A 17084-nucleotide genomic window follows, 5' to 3' on the forward strand; every position below is an offset into this window, starting at 1 on the left:
AACGTTTTTTAGGAGGACACAAATGGAATACTTTGAAATCGAACACGAAAGCAACGCCAAGATCAAGGTCGTTGGCTGTGGCGGTGCCGGTGGCAACGCGGTCAACAACATGATCCAGTCGGCCCTCAAGGGCGTCAAGTTCATCGTGGCCAACACTGACCACCAGGACATCGACAAATCGCTGGCCGAACACAAAATCCAGATCGGTGAGAAAATCACCAAGGGTCTGGGCGCCGGCGCCAACCCCGAGATCGGCCGTAACGCCGCTCTGGAATCCGTGGACCACATCCGCGAGGCCCTCGAAGGCGCGGACATGGTCTTCATCACCGCCGGAATGGGCGGCGGTACCGGTACCGGTTCCGCACCTGTCGTGGCCGAAGTGGCTCGCGAAATGGGCGCACTGACCGTCGGTGTCGTGACCAAGCCGTTCTACTTTGAAGGTAAACGCCGCCTCGAGCAGGCAGACAATGGCGCCAAGGAACTGGCCAAAGTGGTGGACTCCATCATCACCATCCCCAACGACCGCCTGCTGCAGCTGGCCGCCAAGAAGGCCGCCTTCTCCGACATGCTGAAAAAGGCTGACGAAGTGCTCTACTACGCGGTCAAGGGTATCGCTGACCTGATCACCGTCCACGGCCTGATCAACCTTGACTTCGCAGACGTCAAGGCCGCCATGTCCAGCTCAGGCATGGCCCTGATGGGTACCGGCATCGCCTCCGGCGAAGGCCGCGCCAAGGAAGCCGCCATGAAGGCAATCACCTCTCCCCTGCTGGAAGACGTGACCATCGATGGCGCCAAGGGCGTGCTCATCAACATCACCTGCAGCCCGGACATGCTCATCGAAGAGGTCTCCGACGCTGCCGACATTATTTACAAGGAAGCGCATGACGACGCCGAGATCTTCTTCGGTACCGTGTTCGATCCCGATGCAGGCGACGAAATGCGTATCACCGTTATCGCCACCGGCATCGAGCCCGCACAGGAAGAACCTGTCCTGAGCAAGGCCGAGATGCAGAAGCAGCTCCTGCTCGGCGTGCGCGGCCGTCAGAGCCAGCCCGAATCCAAGGCTGCTCCGTCCGCCCCCATGGCACCCCGCACCACTCAGGAACAGCTCCGCAGCCAGGATCGCAACATCCCGGCATACGTGCGCAAAGCCGGCGGTCAGGCTCCCACAGACATGCCTTCCCCGGCCGTGAGCCAGCGGTTGGCAGCCAGCGGCGCAGGCCCCGGCGAAGAGGATTTCATCTTCGACACCGGTGACGACGAAAATCGAGATGTCCCGGCTTACATTCGCCGTAATGTGAACTAGGGACCGACGTCACTACGAGTGTATTCAAACTGGATTGAACGGACCGGTTAACGGACCGGGGCTGGCCTTGTGCCGCCCCGCGACGGACGGCCGATCGCGACAATCGAAAAGCGAGTGAGGTTGCCACCATCGGCAAACGAGCCCTGTACCATGGCGTGAAGGAGCCCGAAGCTCCCAACCTCGGCGGACGACTGCCCATTGCGATAGCCGTCCCCGGAGGGGAAAAGAACGCCCTCTCGACCCTTGGCTGGCAGTCCGTATATCGGACTCTTGCCGAGGAACCCGGCCTTGCCGTTGAACGTGTCTTCCCGGACAAGCTGGGATTGACCGATGGCGGTGAACCGAGAACTCGCGAATCAAAAAGCCCACTATCCTCATTCCCTGTAACCGCCTGGAGCGTCACATTTGAGGAGGATTTCCTCACCCTCCCGAGGACGCTTCAGGCAGCGGGCGTTCCGCCACTGGCGGCGGAACGCCCGCGCCTTCCACTGGTAATGGTGGGAGGCCCCATAGCCTTTCTCAACCCCGCGCCCATCGCGCCCTTTGTGGACTTCTTCTGGGTGGGCGAGGCGGATGTAAATTTCGTACCCCTGTTCATGAAGCTCAAGGAGCTCATCTTTGACGGCGCGGAAAAGGACACCATCCTTGACGCCATCAAGGACATGCCTGGCATCTACGTCCCGGGCCGCTCCAAGACCCCGGTTAAGCGTCTGTTGACCACCGGGCCGACCGTCTCCACGCTCAACGATCCAGCCTTCTCCTGTTTCATCTCCGGCCGCGCCACCTTCCGCGACACCCTGCTGCTGGAGGTCAACCGAGGCTGTCCCTACGGCTGCCGTTTTTGCGCCGCAGGCTTCATCTATCGTCCGCCCCGCCACGCCGACATCGAAGAGCTCAAGCGTATTGTCGAGCTGACCGATCCGCCCAAGATCGGACTGGTGGGAACCGCCCTGACGGACTGGCCTGATCTGCTTCCGTTCCTCAAGTGGATTCACAGCCAGAAGAAAAAGTTTTCCCTGTCCTCCATGCGAGCCGACGGCATTACCGAAGAGCTGCTGGTCTACCTGCGCGAGCGCGGTATCCGCACCGTCACTCTTGCCCTTGAGGGGGCATCGGAGCGGTTGCGACGCATGATGAGCAAGAAGCTCAAGATCGAAGATTTCCTGAATGCAGTGACCCTGTGCGCCCGCTACGGCGTGAACCACCTCAAGCTCTACCTCATCGCAGGCTGGCCCGGCGAGACAGATGAGGATTATGAAGAGCTGGCCGAATTGCTCGAACAGATCGTGGCCATCCGTGCGGCCGAGCCCGGCGGCAAAAAGAAGAACTTCATGCGCATCACCATCGGCGTCTCCTCGCTCGTGCCCAAGCCGTTCACCCCGTTCCAGTGGGCTCCCATGATGAGCGAGCAGGAACTGAACCGCCGCATGAAGATACTGACCAAGATGGTCAAGCCGTACAAAGGCATCACCTTCCACCACGACAACCCGTTTCAGGCGCGGCTGCAGGGCATGCTGGCCCGTGGCGGCGAAGAGATGGCGGACTACATCCTCCTGGCCGCAGAGCACGGCGGCTGGAAGAAGGCCCTCAAGAAGTGGGACGGCGATCCGTCAGCCATACTGGATCACGAACGCGGCGAGGACGAGGTCTTCCCATGGGAAGTCATCGACATCGGCGTCAAGCGGGAACACCTGTATAAGGAATGGCTGCGCGCCAAGGAAACAAAGGTCAGCGCCGGCTGTTCCCCCAAAGGGTGTGAAAAATGCGCAGGCTGCGGCGTGGAAGAGATGTAACGGCTAAGCTCGACGCCTGAACCAGACCACCACCATCAGGATAATCAAGGCAAATGCGGCCACGGCCGGAATCACAGCCGTTTCCCATGCGAGGCGAGGCTTCTCATCGACAGTGATGAACCAGCGCGACTCCATCCGCTTCCATTCGCCCGAATCAATCTCAGCCATGCCTTCATTGACCAATGCCAACAGTTCGGTCTCGCCCTTCTGAACCCCCACGTGCGTATCACGATAGCTTATCGTCCGGCACACCGAGTATCGATCCTCCATCTTCCTCTCTCGGGCTCTCATAACCAGCATGGGATAGGAGATGACGATGGCGTCGGTTTGTCGGTCAAGCATCGAGTCCACCGCCTCATTCGTAGTAGCAAACTCAACTCTGTTGGCTTCCGGGTGATAGGCTCTGAGGTATTCATCCGGATGGCTTCCCGAGACCACGGCCACGCTCCCATGAGACAAGGCATTGGAGCAATCTACGTCGGCCCCGTTCCGAAGAATTAATATATCGGAAGACGAATGAAGAGCCTCGCCGAAATCAATGAACATGGCTCGTTCATCAGAATAAAAAAGGCCGCTATGCAAATCGGCCTCGCCATTTTTCATACTTTCAAGGGTCCCGTCCCAATCCTTGTATATGAAACGGATGGGTATTCCCGTCTTCTTCGACCACTTTTTCCAGACATCAATAAGGTAGCCTTCGAGATCCCCCGAGACACCTACAAAAGAATAAGGCTTTGAATGGTTTGACGTTACGATGGTCACGCCATTCTCAAGATAGTAGTCTTTACTTTTGGGCTCCTTCTCCTCTTGGGCACGACAAATCGTTGCCGTGCAAACAAGGAACAAAGCCAACAAAAGAACACGTATTTTCATGATAATTTCCCTCAAAATAATGACGAATATAACCTGCCACACAAAATGCACAAAGACAATTAAATGCCGCTGCTGGCAGTTGGTAACAGATTCCTATAGACTGCATCGGTCTCACTGCCATGCAACCTAGTATCCTGGAGGAGTTCATGCTTCGGCTCAGCCATCTCAGCCTCACTGTTGCTCTGTGTTTCATACTGTGCGCCTCTGCCTTTGCCGATGGACGCCCCAAGGGTTTTACAACGCTCAACGAATTGATCCCTGATGCGACCTATGACGTTCGCTATTATACGGACGAGAACTTTGTTGGGGCTCCCATCACGGGATACGAGAAGCCGCTGGTCATCCTGACCGATCAGGCGGCGAAAGCGCTCGTTAAGGTACAGGCCGAACTTGCTCCCTTTGGACTGGGCCTAAAATTCTTCGACGGCTACCGTCCGCAGCGAGCCGTTGACCATTTTGTCCGCTGGGCCAAGGATCTAGACGACCAGAAGACCAAACCTCAATACTATCCGGACGTGGAAAAGGATCACCTCTTCCGCGACGGCTATATCGCCGCCAAATCCGGTCACTCAAGAGGTTCCACCGTGGACCTTACCATTATGGACCTTGCGACAGGACAAGAACTGAACATGGGGACACCCTTTGACTATTTCGGTCTGGAATCATGGCCTGACCATCCTGATTTCTCCCCTGAAATCAGAAGTAATCGTGCCCTGCTGCGCGCTGTAATGATACGCCACGGCTTCAAGCCACTGAAAGAGGAGTGGTGGCACTTCACGCTCAGCAAAGAACCCTTCCCCCAAACATATTTTAACTTCCCCGTAGAGTAGCCGCGCAATAATCATCTTCTCCGGGAAGAAATATGGTATGGTTCCCCAAAAGGAGACTTGCCATGAGAAAGATGATTGCATTCATATCCGCGCTGCTCCTCTTTCCTGCCATGGCTTTGGCCATGAGCGGACCGGTGGAGTACGAGGTCAATGGACAGCCCTATCAGGGCTATTACATCACCCCTTCCAAGGCGGCCCCGTTCGTCCTGCTCATTCACGACTGGGACGGCCTGACCGACTACGAGGTCAAGCGGGCGCAAATGCTGGCAGAGCTCGGCTATTCGGTGTTTGCCGCCGACCTCTTTGGCAAGGGCGTACGTCCCACCGAGGTGAAGGACAAGAAGCAACTCACTGGCGCTCTTTATCAGGATCGCGAGAAGATGCGCGCATTGATGTATGGCGCATTGAAGAAGGCGAAGCAGCTTGGCCTCAACACCGATAACGGCGTTGCCATCGGCTACTGCTTCGGCGGTGCGGCCGTATTGGAGTTTGCCCGGTCAGGAGCCGACCTCCGGGGCTTCGTGTCATTCCATGGCGGCCTGACCACGCCTGAAGGCCAAAACTATACCAAGACCAAGGGATATGTTCTGGTCCTCCACGGCACCGCAGACACGTCCGTGACCATGGACGACTTTGCCGATCTCGCCGAGGAGCTTGAGGAGACCGGCGTGACACACGAAATGACGACCTACAGCGGCGCACCGCATGCGTTCACCGTGTTCGGTAGCAAGCGCTACCACGAAGGGGCCGACAAGCTCTCGTGGGCGCGTTTCATAGAATTCCTCAACGCCATCACCCAATAATAAAAGGGGGAGACTGCACAGCAGTCTCCCCCTTTCGATTTACTATCTTACTGATTTCTACCAAGCGTAGAGCGGGAACTCGGATGCGAATTCTTCGACTTCTTTGCTGATTTCCTTCAGAGCCTTGTCGTCGTTCATGTGAACCAGAGCTGCGTTGATGGCCTCGGCAACCACGATCATGTCTTCTTCGATCATGCCGCGGGTGGTCAGAGCCGGGGTGCCCAGACGGACACCGGAGGTCTGGAACGGAGACTTGGTCTCGAACGGGATGGTGTTCTTGTTGGCGGTAATGCCAGCCTTGTCCAGAGCGATCTGGGCGTCCTTACCGGTGTAATCCTTGTCGGACAGGTCAACCAGCATCATGTGGTTGTCGGTGCCGCCGGAGACCAGCTTGTGGCCGGATTCCATCAGGGAAGCAGCCAGCTGCTTGGCGTTCTTGACGACCTGCTGCTGGTACTCGACGAAACCGGGGGACAGGGCTTCACCGAAGGCAACGGCCTTGGCAGCGATGACGTGCATCAGCGGGCCGCCCTGGATACCGGGGAAGATGTTGGAGTTCAATTCCTGCTCCAGATCTTCGTTGGACAGGATCATGCCGCCACGGGGACCGCGCAGGGTCTTGTGGGTCGTGGTGGTAGTGTAGTGGGCGTGCTCGATGCAGGACGGATGCTCACCAGCAGCGATCAGACCGGCGATGTGAGCCATGTCGACCATCAGCTTGGCGCCGACTTCGTCAGCGATCTTGCGGAAGCGGGCGAAATCGATGATGCGCGGGTAAGCGGAAGCACCGGCGATGATCATGGCAGGCTTGTGCTCTTTGGCCAGCGCTTCTACCTGATCGTAATCGATGACCTGGGTCTCTTTGTCCACGCCGTAGTGAACCATGTTGAAGAGCTTGCCGGAGAAGTTGACCGGAGAACCGTGGGTCAGGTGGCCGCCGTGGGACAGGTCCATGCCGAGCACGGTGTCGCCGGGCTTGCAGGCTGCGAAGTACACAGCCATGTTGGCCTGAGAACCGGAGTGGGGCTGCACGTTGGCGTAAGATGCGCCGAACAGTTCACGAGCGCGCTCACGGGCCAGTTCCTCGGCCTGATCGACAAACTCGCAGCCGCCGTACCAACGCTTGCCAGGGTAGCCTTCGGCGTACTTGTGGGTCATGATGCTACCCTGTGCCTGACGCACAGCAGTAGAGACGAAATTTTCACTTGCGATCAGTTCCAGCTTGGTGACCTGACGTTCGGCCTCGTTGATGATAGACTTGGCTACTGCCGGATCTTGGAGCAAAAGTTCTTCCATGGGTTATTCCCTCTCGTTGAGTGTGGATACGAATGGCTTCCCATCCCGGTATCACGTCCAGGCAGTTCCTCGCGGTAGTCACACATCCGGCTGTTTGCCTTCTGCGTACCCCCGCTCCCACCTGTCCGCGCGGGATGGAGATCCGTCCTTATATCGATACGAGCCACTCGTGCGGTGACCCGGTTTTACCTAAGAATGCCTCCGGCGACCCTGCCGGGAGCCTCCTCGCCGGAGAGGCGTCTCCGACGGCTCAAGAACCTTTTGAAAAAGGTTCTTGAGAATCTCCAAAACTTTTTGTCGCTCGCTTCGCTCGAGGCGCTACGAACATGAAAGATGCGCCCTTGTAGCCCTCAACCCCACCACCTTGCAACAGAGTATTGCGTAGTTGGAGTTATTTTCTTTTCCCCTCATCCATCAATCAGATGCAAAAAGCCCATAAAAATAAGAAGATGAATGAAAACGAGAACAATAATCCCCATGTGAGGCTTTTGAGAGTGGTGCAGCCGCTAGGCGACGGAGTTAATTGAAGCGGAGGCGTAGCAGCGCTACGTCGAGCATTCAATTGACTCCGGCAACGACGCGGATGTGCCGCTATCAAAAGCCGGGGCGGCGCGAAAAAAAAGGCGGCCAGTTGGCCGCCTTTTTTAAGCTTATCCAGTAAAGCGCTTGAACAGGATGGAGGCGTTTGTGCCACCGAATCCGAAGGAGTTCGAAAGCGCGTAGTTGACCTGCTTTTCACGCGGGCCGTCTGCGCAGACATCCAGATCACAATCAGGATCAGGATTGTCGCGGTTGATGGTGCCGGGAATGACACCTTCAGAGAGGGTCTTGACGGCCATAACCGCCTCGACACCGCCTGCTGCGCCGAGCAGATGTCCGAACTGGGACTTGTTGGCGCAGATGTTGATGTTGTATGCGTGATCGCCAAAGACCTTCTTGATGGCACGCGTTTCACAGAGATCGTTGAGTTTGGTGGAGGTACCGTGTGCGTTGATGTGGTCGATCTCGGTGACGTCAATCTTGGCCTCGCGGCAGGCAGCGGCCATGGCGAGAGCCATACCGGAGCCGTCCTCGGGCGGAGCGGTCATGTGGTGTGCATCGCCGGAAGCACCGAAGCCGACAACCTCAGCCAGGATGTTGGCGCCGCGAGCCTGAGCGTGCTCAAGGGACTCGAGGAGCAGCAAGCCACAACCTTCACCCAGAACGAAACCGGTACGATCCGCGTCAAAGGGACGGGAAGCGAGCTCGGGCTCGTCGTTACGGGTGGAGAGCGCTTTCATGGCGTTGAAGCCACCGATAGCGAGCTTGGTGACGGTGGATTCGGAACCACCGCAGATCATGACGTCAGCGCGCCCCATAACGATGTCGGTGTAGGCAGAACCAATACCGTGACTACCGGAGGCGCAAGCCGTGGTGGTACAGATGGTCGGGCCCATGGCACCGGCCTCAATGGAAACCTGACCGGCAGCCATGTTGGCAATCAGAATGGGAATGAAGAAGGGAGAGATACGCTTGGGACCTTTGTCCAGCATCTTCTTGTGCATGTCCTCGATGGTCTGGAGACCGCCAAGGCCAACACCGATGGTGGTACCTGCGCGATGCTTTTCAGACTCGGGGATCTGCCAGCCTGCGGCTTCGAACAGCTGCCTGGTGGCGCCTACCGCATACTGAGTGAAGATCTCCATACGGCGAGCTTCCTTCTTGTCCATGTAGACGGTCGGATCGAAATCCTTGACCTCGCCAGCGATTTTGGTCGCATAGCCTTCGGGGTCGAATCTGGTGATCGGTGCAATACCGGACTTTCCGGCAAGCAGATTCTGCCAACTGGTTTCGAGGTCGTTGCCAAGGGGAGTGATGGCAGCGACACTGGTAACGACAACCCTATTCATAATAATGTAGTCCTACTGGTATAAATGAAAAGCGAGCGCCCTGCACAACTCTGTGTGTAAGACGCTCACATTCTTTCGGATTCGGTCGGACGAGAGTTAGCCCTGAGCTTTCTCAATGTGAGAGATAGCGTCCTGAACCTTGACGATCTTCTGAGCTTCTTCGTCATCGATTTCCAGGTCGAACTCTTCTTCCATGGCCATGATCAGTTCGGTCAGGTCCAGGGAATCAGCGCCGAGGTCTTCAACGAAAGCAGCGGTTTCAACGACTTCGTCTTCAGAAACGCCAAGCTGTTCAACGATAATTTCTTTAACTTTTGCTGCAACGGACATAATTTCCTCCAGTATCAATTTTTGTTTGTCTTCTACATGTACATGCCGCCGTTCACGCCCAGTACCTGACCGGTGATGTACCCGGCTCCGGGTCCGGCCAGAAAGGCGACAGCGGCTGCGATATCCTCGGACTGCCCGAGGGACTTAAGCGGAATCTGTGCCAGCATGCCTTCGACAACTTTCTCAGGCAGTTCGGCAGTCATATCAGTTTCGATAAAACCGGGGGCAACGGCGTTGACCGTGATGCCACGACCGGCGAGCTCGCGGGCAGCGGACTTGGTGAGACCAATGAGGCCCGCCTTGGCAGAGCAGTAGTTGGCCTGACCGGCATTGCCCATCTGACCAACGACGCTGGTAATATTGATGATGCGACCGGAGCGCTGCTTGCCCATGATCTTGGATGCTTCCTTGAGGAAGACAAAACAACCGGTGAGGTTGATCTGGATGACCTTGTCCCAGTCATCATCCTTCATGCGCATCATCAGGCCGTCACGGGTGATACCCGCGTTGTTGACCAGCGCTTCGAGAGTTACCTTACCCTTGATTTCTTCCTTGAAGAAAGCAGCCACGGAGTCACGATCACCGGAGTCCAGCTTGAAAGCCTTGGCCTTGCCACCCTTCTCTTCGATGGCGGCAACGACCTTCTCCGCCTCTTCAGGACGAGAGACATAGGTCAGGTAGACTTCAAAACCGTCAGCGGCGAGCTTTTCGGACACGGTGCGACCGATACCACGGGAACCGCCCGTGACCAACGCGACTTTGGGGAGATCACTCATGTATATATTACCTCTTTAAGTTCGAATTGACTTGCACCCAATATACCAATTGGTGCAGGACTGCAAATTTGCGCAGTCCGGTCGGTGGAGGGTGTCTAGCACACCTCTGTTACGAAAGTATAGCGAAACGGACGTTTGAATATCTTGCCGTAATTTTTCTTCGACTTTCCTAAAAACGAATCAGTCCGGCACCCCAGGTGAAACCACCGCCAAAGGTGGGCATGAGTACCAGATCGCCCTTCTTAATGAAGCCTTCAGTGACGGCCTCGGACAGGGCAAGGGGAACGGAAGCGGCGGAAGTGTTGCCGTATTTTGCGATGTTGCAGAAGACCTTCTCTTCAGGGATCTCGAACTTGCGGGCAACCGCGTCGATGATGCGCCAGTTGGCCTGATGCGGGATGAGCACGTCCACGTCCTCTTTGCTGAGGCCGTTACGGGTCAGGACCTTGTCCGACATGGCGCACATGTTGCGCACAGCGTGCTTGAAAATCTCGCGTCCCTGCATCTTGACGAAGTGATCATCGCCGACGACGTCGCCCTTGGCGTAGGCCCATGCAGAGCCACCACCGTTGACGGTGAGCAGGTCGCCGAGCTTGCCGTCAGCGCCGAGGGTGATATCCACCACGCGGGGAGCGTCTTCGTCGTCAGTGCCGCTGGTCAGAATGGCTGCACCGGCAGCGTCGCCGAACAGGACGCAGGTAGTGCGGTCTTCCCAGTTCAGGAAACGGGAAATTACTTCGGTGGTCACCACCAGAATCTTGGCGTCCGGCTCCAGCATCAGATAGCCGCGGGCCGTCTGCATGGCGTAGAGGAAACCGGAGCAGGCTGCGGCCACATCCACACACATCTGGCCCTTGATGCCGAGCTTCTCCTGAATACGGCAGGCAGTGGAAGGGACCATGGAGTCCGGAGTAAAGGTACCGCAAACGATGTGGGTCAACTCTTCCGCTTTCATTCCGGCCTGAGCGAGAGCGTGCTTGGCAGCCTCGCAGGCCATGTCGGATGCTGCCTGATCTTCGGCGGCGATATGACGCTGTTTGATACCGGTGCGGGTAGTGATCCACTCGTCGTTGGTTTCAACTATTTTTTCGAGATCCGCATTGGTCAAGACCTTTTCAGGAGCATAGTGGCCAAAACCGCGGATAATGAAGTTTGTATTCATGGTGGGTGGTGTAAGTGATTGGTCCTGTTCGGTCAAGGGGCGCTCAAACAAACGTTTGTCACAGCTGCAACGCAAAAAGGCCATCCTTCAGCGTCATAAAAAAACGCGTGGGGCAGCCTTTTGCATTTCATCGCGGCCGCTCGAAGGCGTCCCGACGGAATAGGATATAAAATTAATGAATGAGAGCTCTACGCAGCATCCTTTCCGGGCTGAGCCTTGGAATCGGCCTTTGCCTTGTGAGCGGCCAGGCCTTCGGCCAGGTGCTCGTGCATACGGTTGCGCACAGATGTGGCAGCCATACGGATGCAGTTGGTGATGGCGAGCTCGTTGGACTTGCCGTGGGTGACAATGACGATTCCCTTGAGGCCCAACAGCGGCGCACCGCCATATTCGGCATAATCCACCACTTTCTTGAAGCGACGGAATGCGCGCAGGGAAAGCAACGTACCCAGCTTGGACAACCAACTGGAACGCAGCTCCTCTTTCAGGATACGGCTCATGGACTTGGCCAGTCCTTCAGACAGCTTCAGGGCAACATTGCCCACAAAACCGTCGCAGACCACCACATCCACATCGCCGGTGTAAATGTCTCGACCCTCGACATTGCCAATGAAATGGAGATCGGAATCGCGCAAGAGATCAAAGGCCTCACGCACGGTGGCGTTGCCTTTGCCTTCTTCCTCACCAATGGAGAGGATACCCACGGAGGGGTCCTTGTAGCCAAGCACGTCGCGAGCCAACACATCGGCCATGAGGCCGAACTGCGCCAGATGCTGTGGCTTGGAGTCCACATTGGCCCCGACGTCGATGAGGATGACGGGGTTCTTTTCCGTAGGCAGGATGCCAGCCAGGGCAGGACGCAGAACGCCCTTGATGCGACCGAGCACAAACATGCCGCAGGCCACGGTGGCCCCGGAGTTGCCCGGCGACACCACGCCGTCAGCCTCACCGTTCTTCACGAGACGGCAGGCTACCTGGATGGACGAATCCTTCTTGCGGCGCAAGGCATCAGACGGCTTGTCATCCATCTCGACCACCTGAGTGGTATGGACAACTGTGATGTCCAGACCATCGGTATCGAGCTTGGCAAGCTCTGCCTTGATCGCCGTTTCATCGCCGACCAAAGAAACTGCAATGCCCTCGCGAGCGGCGTCAACCGCCCCGGGCACTGCAACCTGGGGGCCGAAATCGCCCCCCATGACGTCCACGGCAATGCGTGGCGTCACTAGTTCTTCAGTCTTAGGCATCGTCGCCGCTGACTACCTGACGGCCTTTGTAGGCGCCACAGACGGAGCAAGCACGATGGGGAAGATTGGGCTCACCGCATTCGCAGTAAACAACGTTAGGAACTGCCACACGATCGTGAGCGCGACGCATACCCTTACGGGAACGGGAAGTTTTTTTCTTGGGGACTGCCATGATGTATACCTCTTTAGTAATGTTCTATCTACACCTGCTCGTCGACGATTCGAGATCGCCGTCCGTGCAAGGGGCGTTACTTTATCTTCAAGTTGCGGAAAACTGCAAGCCTTTCGTCGCCCTCATCCCGCTCGCACTCGCAATTACCTTTATTCAGGTCCTTGCCGCAGTCGGGACACATGCCCTTGCAACCCTCGGAACACAAGGGTTTTACAGGCAATGTAACAGCGAATTCTTCCCAGAGGATGGCTCCGATATTGAGCTGCAACTGACCGCTTTCCTTGCGGACGCGCGGCTCATCGTCGAAGTCTTCGTCGGGAAGCTGTTCGTAAACGTCGAAAGTCTCGTTGATGTCCAGCACGAAATCACCCATGCAACGATCACACGGCAAGACCACGCTTCCTTTCAAGGAACCGCGAACCAGTGCACCGTTGTCTGACTGAGGCAGGATGGTCACGTTGGCAACCAGATCTTCCTTGGCCTTGGCCGGAACAGAATACTGTTTCCAACCGTCCTGCCATACGGACTGGTCGTCAAAGACGAAATCCTTCCCCTCGTGGGAGATGTCGCTAATTGGTATCCACAAATCAATCATATATACTCCGTAAGCCCTTCCATGGCCTCCGGTCAATCCGGACCCGCTGGAAGCGGTGCGAAAAAAAACAAAACCACCACGCATCAATTACATGCGCGAGGGTCGAAACACTATCGCGTCGGCCAAGTGATCATGCCTCTTCAGGCACCCACTCTGTCAGGGCAACCGGAGTGTCCTATATGGGAAGTTTTTCCATTGTCAAGAAAAAAACCCTTGCCATTTGCCGGAAGGCTGGTTAATGAATCTCTCCCGCTGCCTGGGGGAGCTACCAACCCCGACTGGCGAGAACACAAGATAAAGTATAAATTTCATTAGAATACATTAGGAGGTCGCAATGTCCCAGGTTTGCGATATTTGTGGAAAGGGTCCCCAGACCGGCAACAACGTTTCTCACTCCCATATCACTACCAAGCGCCGCTTCATGCCGAACCTGCAGAAAGTTCGTCATCAGCTCGAGTCCGGCCAGGTTGTGTCCATCAAGGCTTGTACCCGCTGCATCCGTAATGGTGCCGTGATCAAGCCCGTGGCCAACAAAAAGCCGAGCGCTTAAGTCACACTTTTCGCTTAAGAGCATTGCTGCCGCCGACTCCATTCGGCGGCAGCTTTTTTGCGTCCTTTGACCGGACGCCCCACGCTGCGCTTAACTGTTACTATAATACAGTTTCTTTCCGCCCCCCTTTGTGCCATAGTTGAAGTCTGTCGACTTTGAACTTATGGAATCACCATCGGAGGTGTCCGTGCGTCAAGTCTGGTCTCATATTCAACCTAGCCTGCTGGCTCTGCTCTTTACGTGCGCTCTAGCTCCAGTGGCTTGGGGCACGCAAGCCAACCCACTCGTTTTTCTCCACTACTGGAGTGGTCCGCTTGGTGGTGGCGTCGATGAAATGGTCCAGGCCTACAACCGCGCATCTCCCGACTACAAGGTCCACGCCTCCGCATTTGATCACGAATCATTCAAGGTCAGCATCAAAGCTATGCTGGCCAGTGACAGCCCGCCCGATATATTCTCCTACTGGGCCGGAGCAAAAGTCAGAGCACTGGTAGCAGGCAACCACCTCGCCCCCATCGACGAAGTATGGAACGAGAGCAAACTCTATGATGTCTTTCCATCTTCCATTGCCAACGCCTGTACCTATTTCGGTCACAAGTACGCCCTGCCCGTAACGCAGCACTATGTCGGATTTTTCTACAACAAGAAAATCTTCGACCAATACCACTTGGAACCTCCCATCAACTGGGAAGAATTTCTGGCCACCTGTGAGAAGCTGAAGAACGCCGGAATTACTCCGTTGGCCCTTGGCTCCAAAGAACGGTGGCCCGCACAATTCTGGTTCGACTACCTCCTGCTACGTACGGCAGGCCCAGAATTCAGGCACCGCCTCATGGATGGGAAGGTCAGTTACAACTCCCCAGAAGTGGCCATGGTCTTCGAAGAGTGGAAATCCCTAATGTACGCAGACTACTTCAACAGCTCTCCCAACCTCATGGACTGGACCGATGCTGCATCAATGGTCCATTCCGGCAGCGCCGCCATGACGCTCATGGGGACGTGGGTCATCGGCTATTTTCAGGATCAGCTAAAGTGGAAGCAGGAGACCGATTTTGACTTCTTCCCCTTCCCGCTCATGGACCGCAGCGTACCAGCCACCTCAGTCGGGCCTATTGATGTCATGGTAGTATCCCGCAAGGGACGTAATCAGGAAGTGAATGCAATCCTCGCATTTTTCTCCGACCCCGGCCCGCAGATGGAGATGAGCAGTGGCTCCGGCGCCCTTTCACCGAGCCGGGCCATTCCGCCAGGGTTCTACACCAAGCTCCAGCGCCGAATTCTGGAAACCATTCGCAACACACCGAACTGGGCTTTCAACTATGACCTTGCGACGCCGCCCGAAGTGGCAGACCTCGGGCTCGATGCCTTCAAACTTTTCCTGTACAACCCCAAAGAATACAGGCAGATAATCATCGAACTCGACAAGAAAGCCGAGGCGTATTTTAACAACTCTGCCCCCAATTGAGATTGTCAGCATGCCGTTTTTCAAGAAAAGTCTGATCCTGAGCATTGGTGCCGCCGTCCTGCTGGTGGAATGCCTCGTGCTCACGTCTTTGGGACTTTTCTATACTGAACGCTTCTCTCACGAGGTGGACGCCAATCTCGAGCGCTCCATCAAGCTCCCCGGCGAACTCATGAATCGCCAGCTTTTGCGCTACGAATCCGTTGAGGACGACAGCGTCATGAAAGCGCTGATTGGCGAAGAATTCCTCGACGCCATGGTCATTGGCGCGGACGGCCGCATATACTATTCGAATAATCCCGGCGTGGTCGGTGAATCCATTTTTCCCCACCCGGACATCACCATAGAGCTTCTCACCGTAACCACCACGACCCCGGTTCTCATTCGCAAAGATGACAACACCATCGTATCCATCACCCCGTTGGTGGCCTACGAGGGGGCCAAACCGTTCTTTCATGTCTTTATCAAGGCCGACACCAAGGAAACCGCCGCCCGAAAAGGCCGTATAACCCTCCTCTTCATTCTGGGCTCTGCCATCTGCGTCATGCTTACCTCGCTGGCCATCATCGGCTACTCGCGCAAGGAAGTGATCGCTCCATTGGTTGAGCTTACGGAAAGTGCCGATGCCATGCGCCGAGGCGAGGATGTGACCATTCCTATCCATCGCAAGGACGAGATCGGCAAACTGGCCACCAGCTTCAACGCCATGAATGAAGCCATCAACCAAAAGATTCATGAATTGGAAGAGGCAAACGAAGCAATCGGCAAGCGCGAGCACCGACTGGCCGCCTTTATTCAGGCAATGCCCGACCTTGTCTTCATCATCGACAAGGACGGCCGTTACGAAGAGGCATACTCTTCTGACGAAGGGATGCTTTTGGACAAGCCAGAAGACCTTAAGGGCAAGTTGCTTCATGACGTCATGCCCAAGGATATGGCCGATCGTTTTCTTGAGACCATCCGCCTTGCCCTGGAAACAGGCGAAACACAGACCATCGAGTACAATCTGTCTGTCCCGTCCGGCACCATTTGGTTTGAGGCCCGCACCTCGGCCATTGGCGGCAGCGAAGAGGTTCAGGGGTCTGTCTGGCTGGTCCGTGACATCACCTACCGCAAGGAGATGGAGCAGCGGTTAACCCGGGCGAAGGAAGATGCTGAGCGCGTCAGCCGCCGTTTGCGTGAGTTGGACGAGACCAAGTCCGCGCTGGTTTCTTCTGTTTCCCACGAACTCCGTACACCGCTGACCTCACTGCTCGGATTCTCACAACTCATCCTCAAGAATTTTTCCAAGCACTTCTGGCCCATGGCCAAGGGAGACCACAAGCTCCTGACCAAAGGCGCGCAGATCGTGGAGAACCTGAACATTCTCATTCACGAGGGCAATCGCCTGACCCGGCTCATCAATGATGTTCTGGATCTCAACAAGATCGAACAGGGGCACACTGACTGGCGAAAGGAAATCGTCCATCCCGGTGACCTGGCCCGTCGTGCGGTCAGCTCTGTCAGCGGCCAGTTCCACGGCAGACGCAACCTGACCCTTATCACGGCCATTGACGACGAGCTGCCCGACATTGAAGTGGACAGCGACCGCATGCTGCAGGTCCTGCTCAACCTGCTCTCCAACGCCGCAAAATTCACCCAGTTCGGCACCGTCACCCTCAAGGCGTTTGTCACGGACCTCAATCGTCTGCGCTTCGAAGTCATCGACACCGGCCCCGGCATCGCCCCCCGCGAGCGGGAGCGCATCTTCGATGCCTTCCATCAGGCCGGAGACACGGTTCCCACCGACGACAAGGCTCGTGGCGCAGGGCTCGGACTCGCCATCTGCCGCGACATCGTCACTCACTACCACGGCTCCATCTGGGTTGAGTCAGAGGTCGGCGAAGGCTCTACCTTCATTATCGAATTGCCGCTGGACTAGCTCCTTCTTGTGCAAAAGGTTGCCCTCCCCATGGTGCAACCCCTCGCACAGATGCACAACGCCGGGAGAGGACGAA

The 17084-nt window shown here is 56.4% G+C and carries 16 protein-coding genes; 7 read left to right on the forward strand and 9 right to left on the reverse strand.

Annotation, left to right across the window (positions count from 1 at the left end; all coding sequences use genetic code 11):
* Positions 1 to 22 precede the first annotated feature (22 nt).
* Both ftsZ and HFN16_RS02900 read left to right on the forward strand, forming a co-directional pair.
* The gene (gene ftsZ, locus HFN16_RS02895; protein WP_168889266.1) at positions 23 to 1309 is read left to right on the forward strand and encodes a cell division protein FtsZ; all 1287 of its coding nucleotides are present in this window, start codon (positions 23 to 25) and stop codon (positions 1307 to 1309) included.
* 155 nt (positions 1310 to 1464) lie between these two features.
* Entirely contained in the window at positions 1465 to 3102 is a 1638-nt protein-coding gene (locus HFN16_RS02900; protein ID WP_247648421.1) for a radical SAM protein, read from the forward strand.
* 3 nt (positions 3103 to 3105) lie between these two features.
* Here HFN16_RS02900 and HFN16_RS02905 read toward each other — a convergent pair whose 3' ends face one another.
* Complete coding sequence (locus tag HFN16_RS02905; RefSeq protein ID WP_168889267.1) at positions 3106 to 3975, reverse strand: transporter substrate-binding domain-containing protein; 870 nt, start codon at positions 3973 to 3975, stop codon at positions 3106 to 3108.
* Between the two features lie 146 nt (positions 3976 to 4121).
* Here HFN16_RS02905 and HFN16_RS02910 point away from each other — a divergent pair, with 146 nt between their 5' ends.
* Both HFN16_RS02910 and HFN16_RS02915 read left to right on the forward strand, forming a co-directional pair.
* Positions 4122 to 4805: a M15 family metallopeptidase gene (locus HFN16_RS02910; RefSeq protein WP_168889268.1), complete on the forward strand. Its 684-nt coding sequence runs from the start codon at positions 4122 to 4124 to the stop codon at positions 4803 to 4805.
* A 62-nt stretch (positions 4806 to 4867) separates the two neighbouring features.
* Positions 4868 to 5608, forward strand: a complete 741-nt coding sequence (locus HFN16_RS02915; protein ID WP_168889269.1) for a dienelactone hydrolase family protein — start codon at positions 4868 to 4870, stop codon at positions 5606 to 5608.
* Between the two features lie 57 nt (positions 5609 to 5665).
* Here the strand turns inward: HFN16_RS02915 and glyA are convergent, their stop codons facing one another.
* From glyA to HFN16_RS02955, 8 genes are all read right to left on the reverse strand, one after another.
* Positions 5666 to 6904, reverse strand: coding sequence for a serine hydroxymethyltransferase (gene glyA / locus HFN16_RS02920; protein ID WP_168889270.1), 1239 nt, complete (start codon positions 6902 to 6904; stop codon positions 5666 to 5668).
* A 650-nt stretch (positions 6905 to 7554) separates the two neighbouring features.
* Positions 7555 to 8793 (reverse strand): beta-ketoacyl-ACP synthase II, encoded by a 1239-nt coding sequence (gene fabF / locus HFN16_RS02925; RefSeq protein WP_210772228.1) that lies wholly within the window; start codon positions 8791 to 8793, stop codon positions 7555 to 7557.
* Between the two features lie 96 nt (positions 8794 to 8889).
* Positions 8890 to 9123: an acyl carrier protein gene (locus HFN16_RS02930; RefSeq protein WP_168889271.1), complete on the reverse strand. Its 234-nt coding sequence runs from the start codon at positions 9121 to 9123 to the stop codon at positions 8890 to 8892.
* 32 nt (positions 9124 to 9155) lie between these two features.
* The gene (gene fabG / locus HFN16_RS02935) at positions 9156 to 9899 is read right to left on the reverse strand and encodes a 3-oxoacyl-[acyl-carrier-protein] reductase (protein ID WP_168889272.1); all 744 of its coding nucleotides are present in this window, start codon (positions 9897 to 9899) and stop codon (positions 9156 to 9158) included.
* A 169-nt stretch (positions 9900 to 10068) separates the two neighbouring features.
* Entirely contained in the window at positions 10069 to 11061 is a 993-nt protein-coding gene (locus HFN16_RS02940; RefSeq protein WP_168892242.1) for a beta-ketoacyl-ACP synthase III, read from the reverse strand.
* A gap of 188 nt (positions 11062 to 11249) precedes the next feature.
* A complete protein-coding gene (plsX, locus tag HFN16_RS02945; protein ID WP_168889273.1) occupies positions 11250 to 12308 on the reverse strand; it encodes a phosphate acyltransferase PlsX in 1059 nt (352 codons plus the stop codon).
* On the reverse strand, positions 12301 to 12480 hold the full coding sequence (rpmF, locus tag HFN16_RS02950; RefSeq protein ID WP_168889274.1) for a 50S ribosomal protein L32: 180 nt from the start codon (positions 12478 to 12480) through the stop codon (positions 12301 to 12303). The genes plsX and rpmF overlap by 8 nt, the downstream gene beginning before the upstream one ends.
* A gap of 76 nt (positions 12481 to 12556) precedes the next feature.
* Complete coding sequence (locus HFN16_RS02955; protein WP_168889275.1) at positions 12557 to 13075, reverse strand: DUF177 domain-containing protein; 519 nt, start codon at positions 13073 to 13075, stop codon at positions 12557 to 12559.
* 334 nt (positions 13076 to 13409) lie between these two features.
* Between HFN16_RS02955 and rpmB the strand changes: the two genes are divergently transcribed.
* The 3 genes from rpmB (at position 13410) to HFN16_RS02970 (ending at position 17008) form a co-directional block, all read left to right on the forward strand.
* The gene (gene rpmB / locus HFN16_RS02960; protein ID WP_168889276.1) at positions 13410 to 13625 is read left to right on the forward strand and encodes a 50S ribosomal protein L28; all 216 of its coding nucleotides are present in this window, start codon (positions 13410 to 13412) and stop codon (positions 13623 to 13625) included.
* Positions 13626 to 13812: 187 nt separating this feature from the next.
* On the forward strand, positions 13813 to 15090 hold the full coding sequence (locus HFN16_RS02965; protein WP_168889277.1) for an extracellular solute-binding protein: 1278 nt from the start codon (positions 13813 to 13815) through the stop codon (positions 15088 to 15090).
* Positions 15091 to 15100: 10 nt separating this feature from the next.
* Entirely contained in the window at positions 15101 to 17008 is a 1908-nt protein-coding gene (locus HFN16_RS02970; RefSeq protein ID WP_168889278.1) for an ATP-binding protein, read from the forward strand.
* The last annotated feature ends 76 nt before the right edge of the window (positions 17009 to 17084 follow it).

It is taken from the genome of Pseudodesulfovibrio sp. zrk46, from assembly GCF_012516435.1.
Lineage (GTDB): Bacteria > Desulfobacterota > Desulfovibrionia > Desulfovibrionales > Desulfovibrionaceae > Pseudodesulfovibrio.

Excerpts from the sequence above, each read along its gene's own strand:
- ftsZ (WP_168889266.1), top strand. The coding sequence starts at position 23 with ATGGAATACTTTGAAATCGAACACGAAAGCAACGCCAAGATCAAGGTC.
- HFN16_RS02905 (WP_168889267.1), bottom strand. The coding sequence starts at position 3,975 with ATGAAAATACGTGTTCTTTTGTTGGCTTTGTTCCTTGTTTGCACGGCA.
- HFN16_RS02910 (WP_168889268.1), top strand. The coding sequence starts at position 4,122 with ATGCTTCGGCTCAGCCATCTCAGCCTCACTGTTGCTCTGTGTTTCATA.
- HFN16_RS02915 (WP_168889269.1), top strand. The coding sequence starts at position 4,868 with ATGAGAAAGATGATTGCATTCATATCCGCGCTGCTCCTCTTTCCTGCC.
- glyA (WP_168889270.1), bottom strand. The coding sequence starts at position 6,904 with ATGGAAGAACTTTTGCTCCAAGATCCGGCAGTAGCCAAGTCTATCATC.
- fabF (WP_210772228.1), bottom strand. The coding sequence starts at position 8,793 with ATGAATAGGGTTGTCGTTACCAGTGTCGCTGCCATCACTCCCCTTGGC.
- HFN16_RS02930 (WP_168889271.1), bottom strand. The coding sequence starts at position 9,123 with ATGTCCGTTGCAGCAAAAGTTAAAGAAATTATCGTTGAACAGCTTGGC.
- fabG (WP_168889272.1), bottom strand. The coding sequence starts at position 9,899 with ATGAGTGATCTCCCCAAAGTCGCGTTGGTCACGGGCGGTTCCCGTGGT.
- HFN16_RS02940 (WP_168892242.1), bottom strand. The coding sequence starts at position 11,061 with ATGAATACAAACTTCATTATCCGCGGTTTTGGCCACTATGCTCCTGAA.
- plsX (WP_168889273.1), bottom strand. The coding sequence starts at position 12,308 with ATGCCTAAGACTGAAGAACTAGTGACGCCACGCATTGCCGTGGACGTC.
- rpmF (WP_168889274.1), bottom strand. The coding sequence starts at position 12,480 with ATGGCAGTCCCCAAGAAAAAAACTTCCCGTTCCCGTAAGGGTATGCGT.
- HFN16_RS02955 (WP_168889275.1), bottom strand. The coding sequence starts at position 13,075 with ATGATTGATTTGTGGATACCAATTAGCGACATCTCCCACGAGGGGAAG.
- rpmB (WP_168889276.1), top strand. The coding sequence starts at position 13,410 with ATGTCCCAGGTTTGCGATATTTGTGGAAAGGGTCCCCAGACCGGCAAC.
- HFN16_RS02970 (WP_168889278.1), top strand. The coding sequence starts at position 15,101 with ATGCCGTTTTTCAAGAAAAGTCTGATCCTGAGCATTGGTGCCGCCGTC.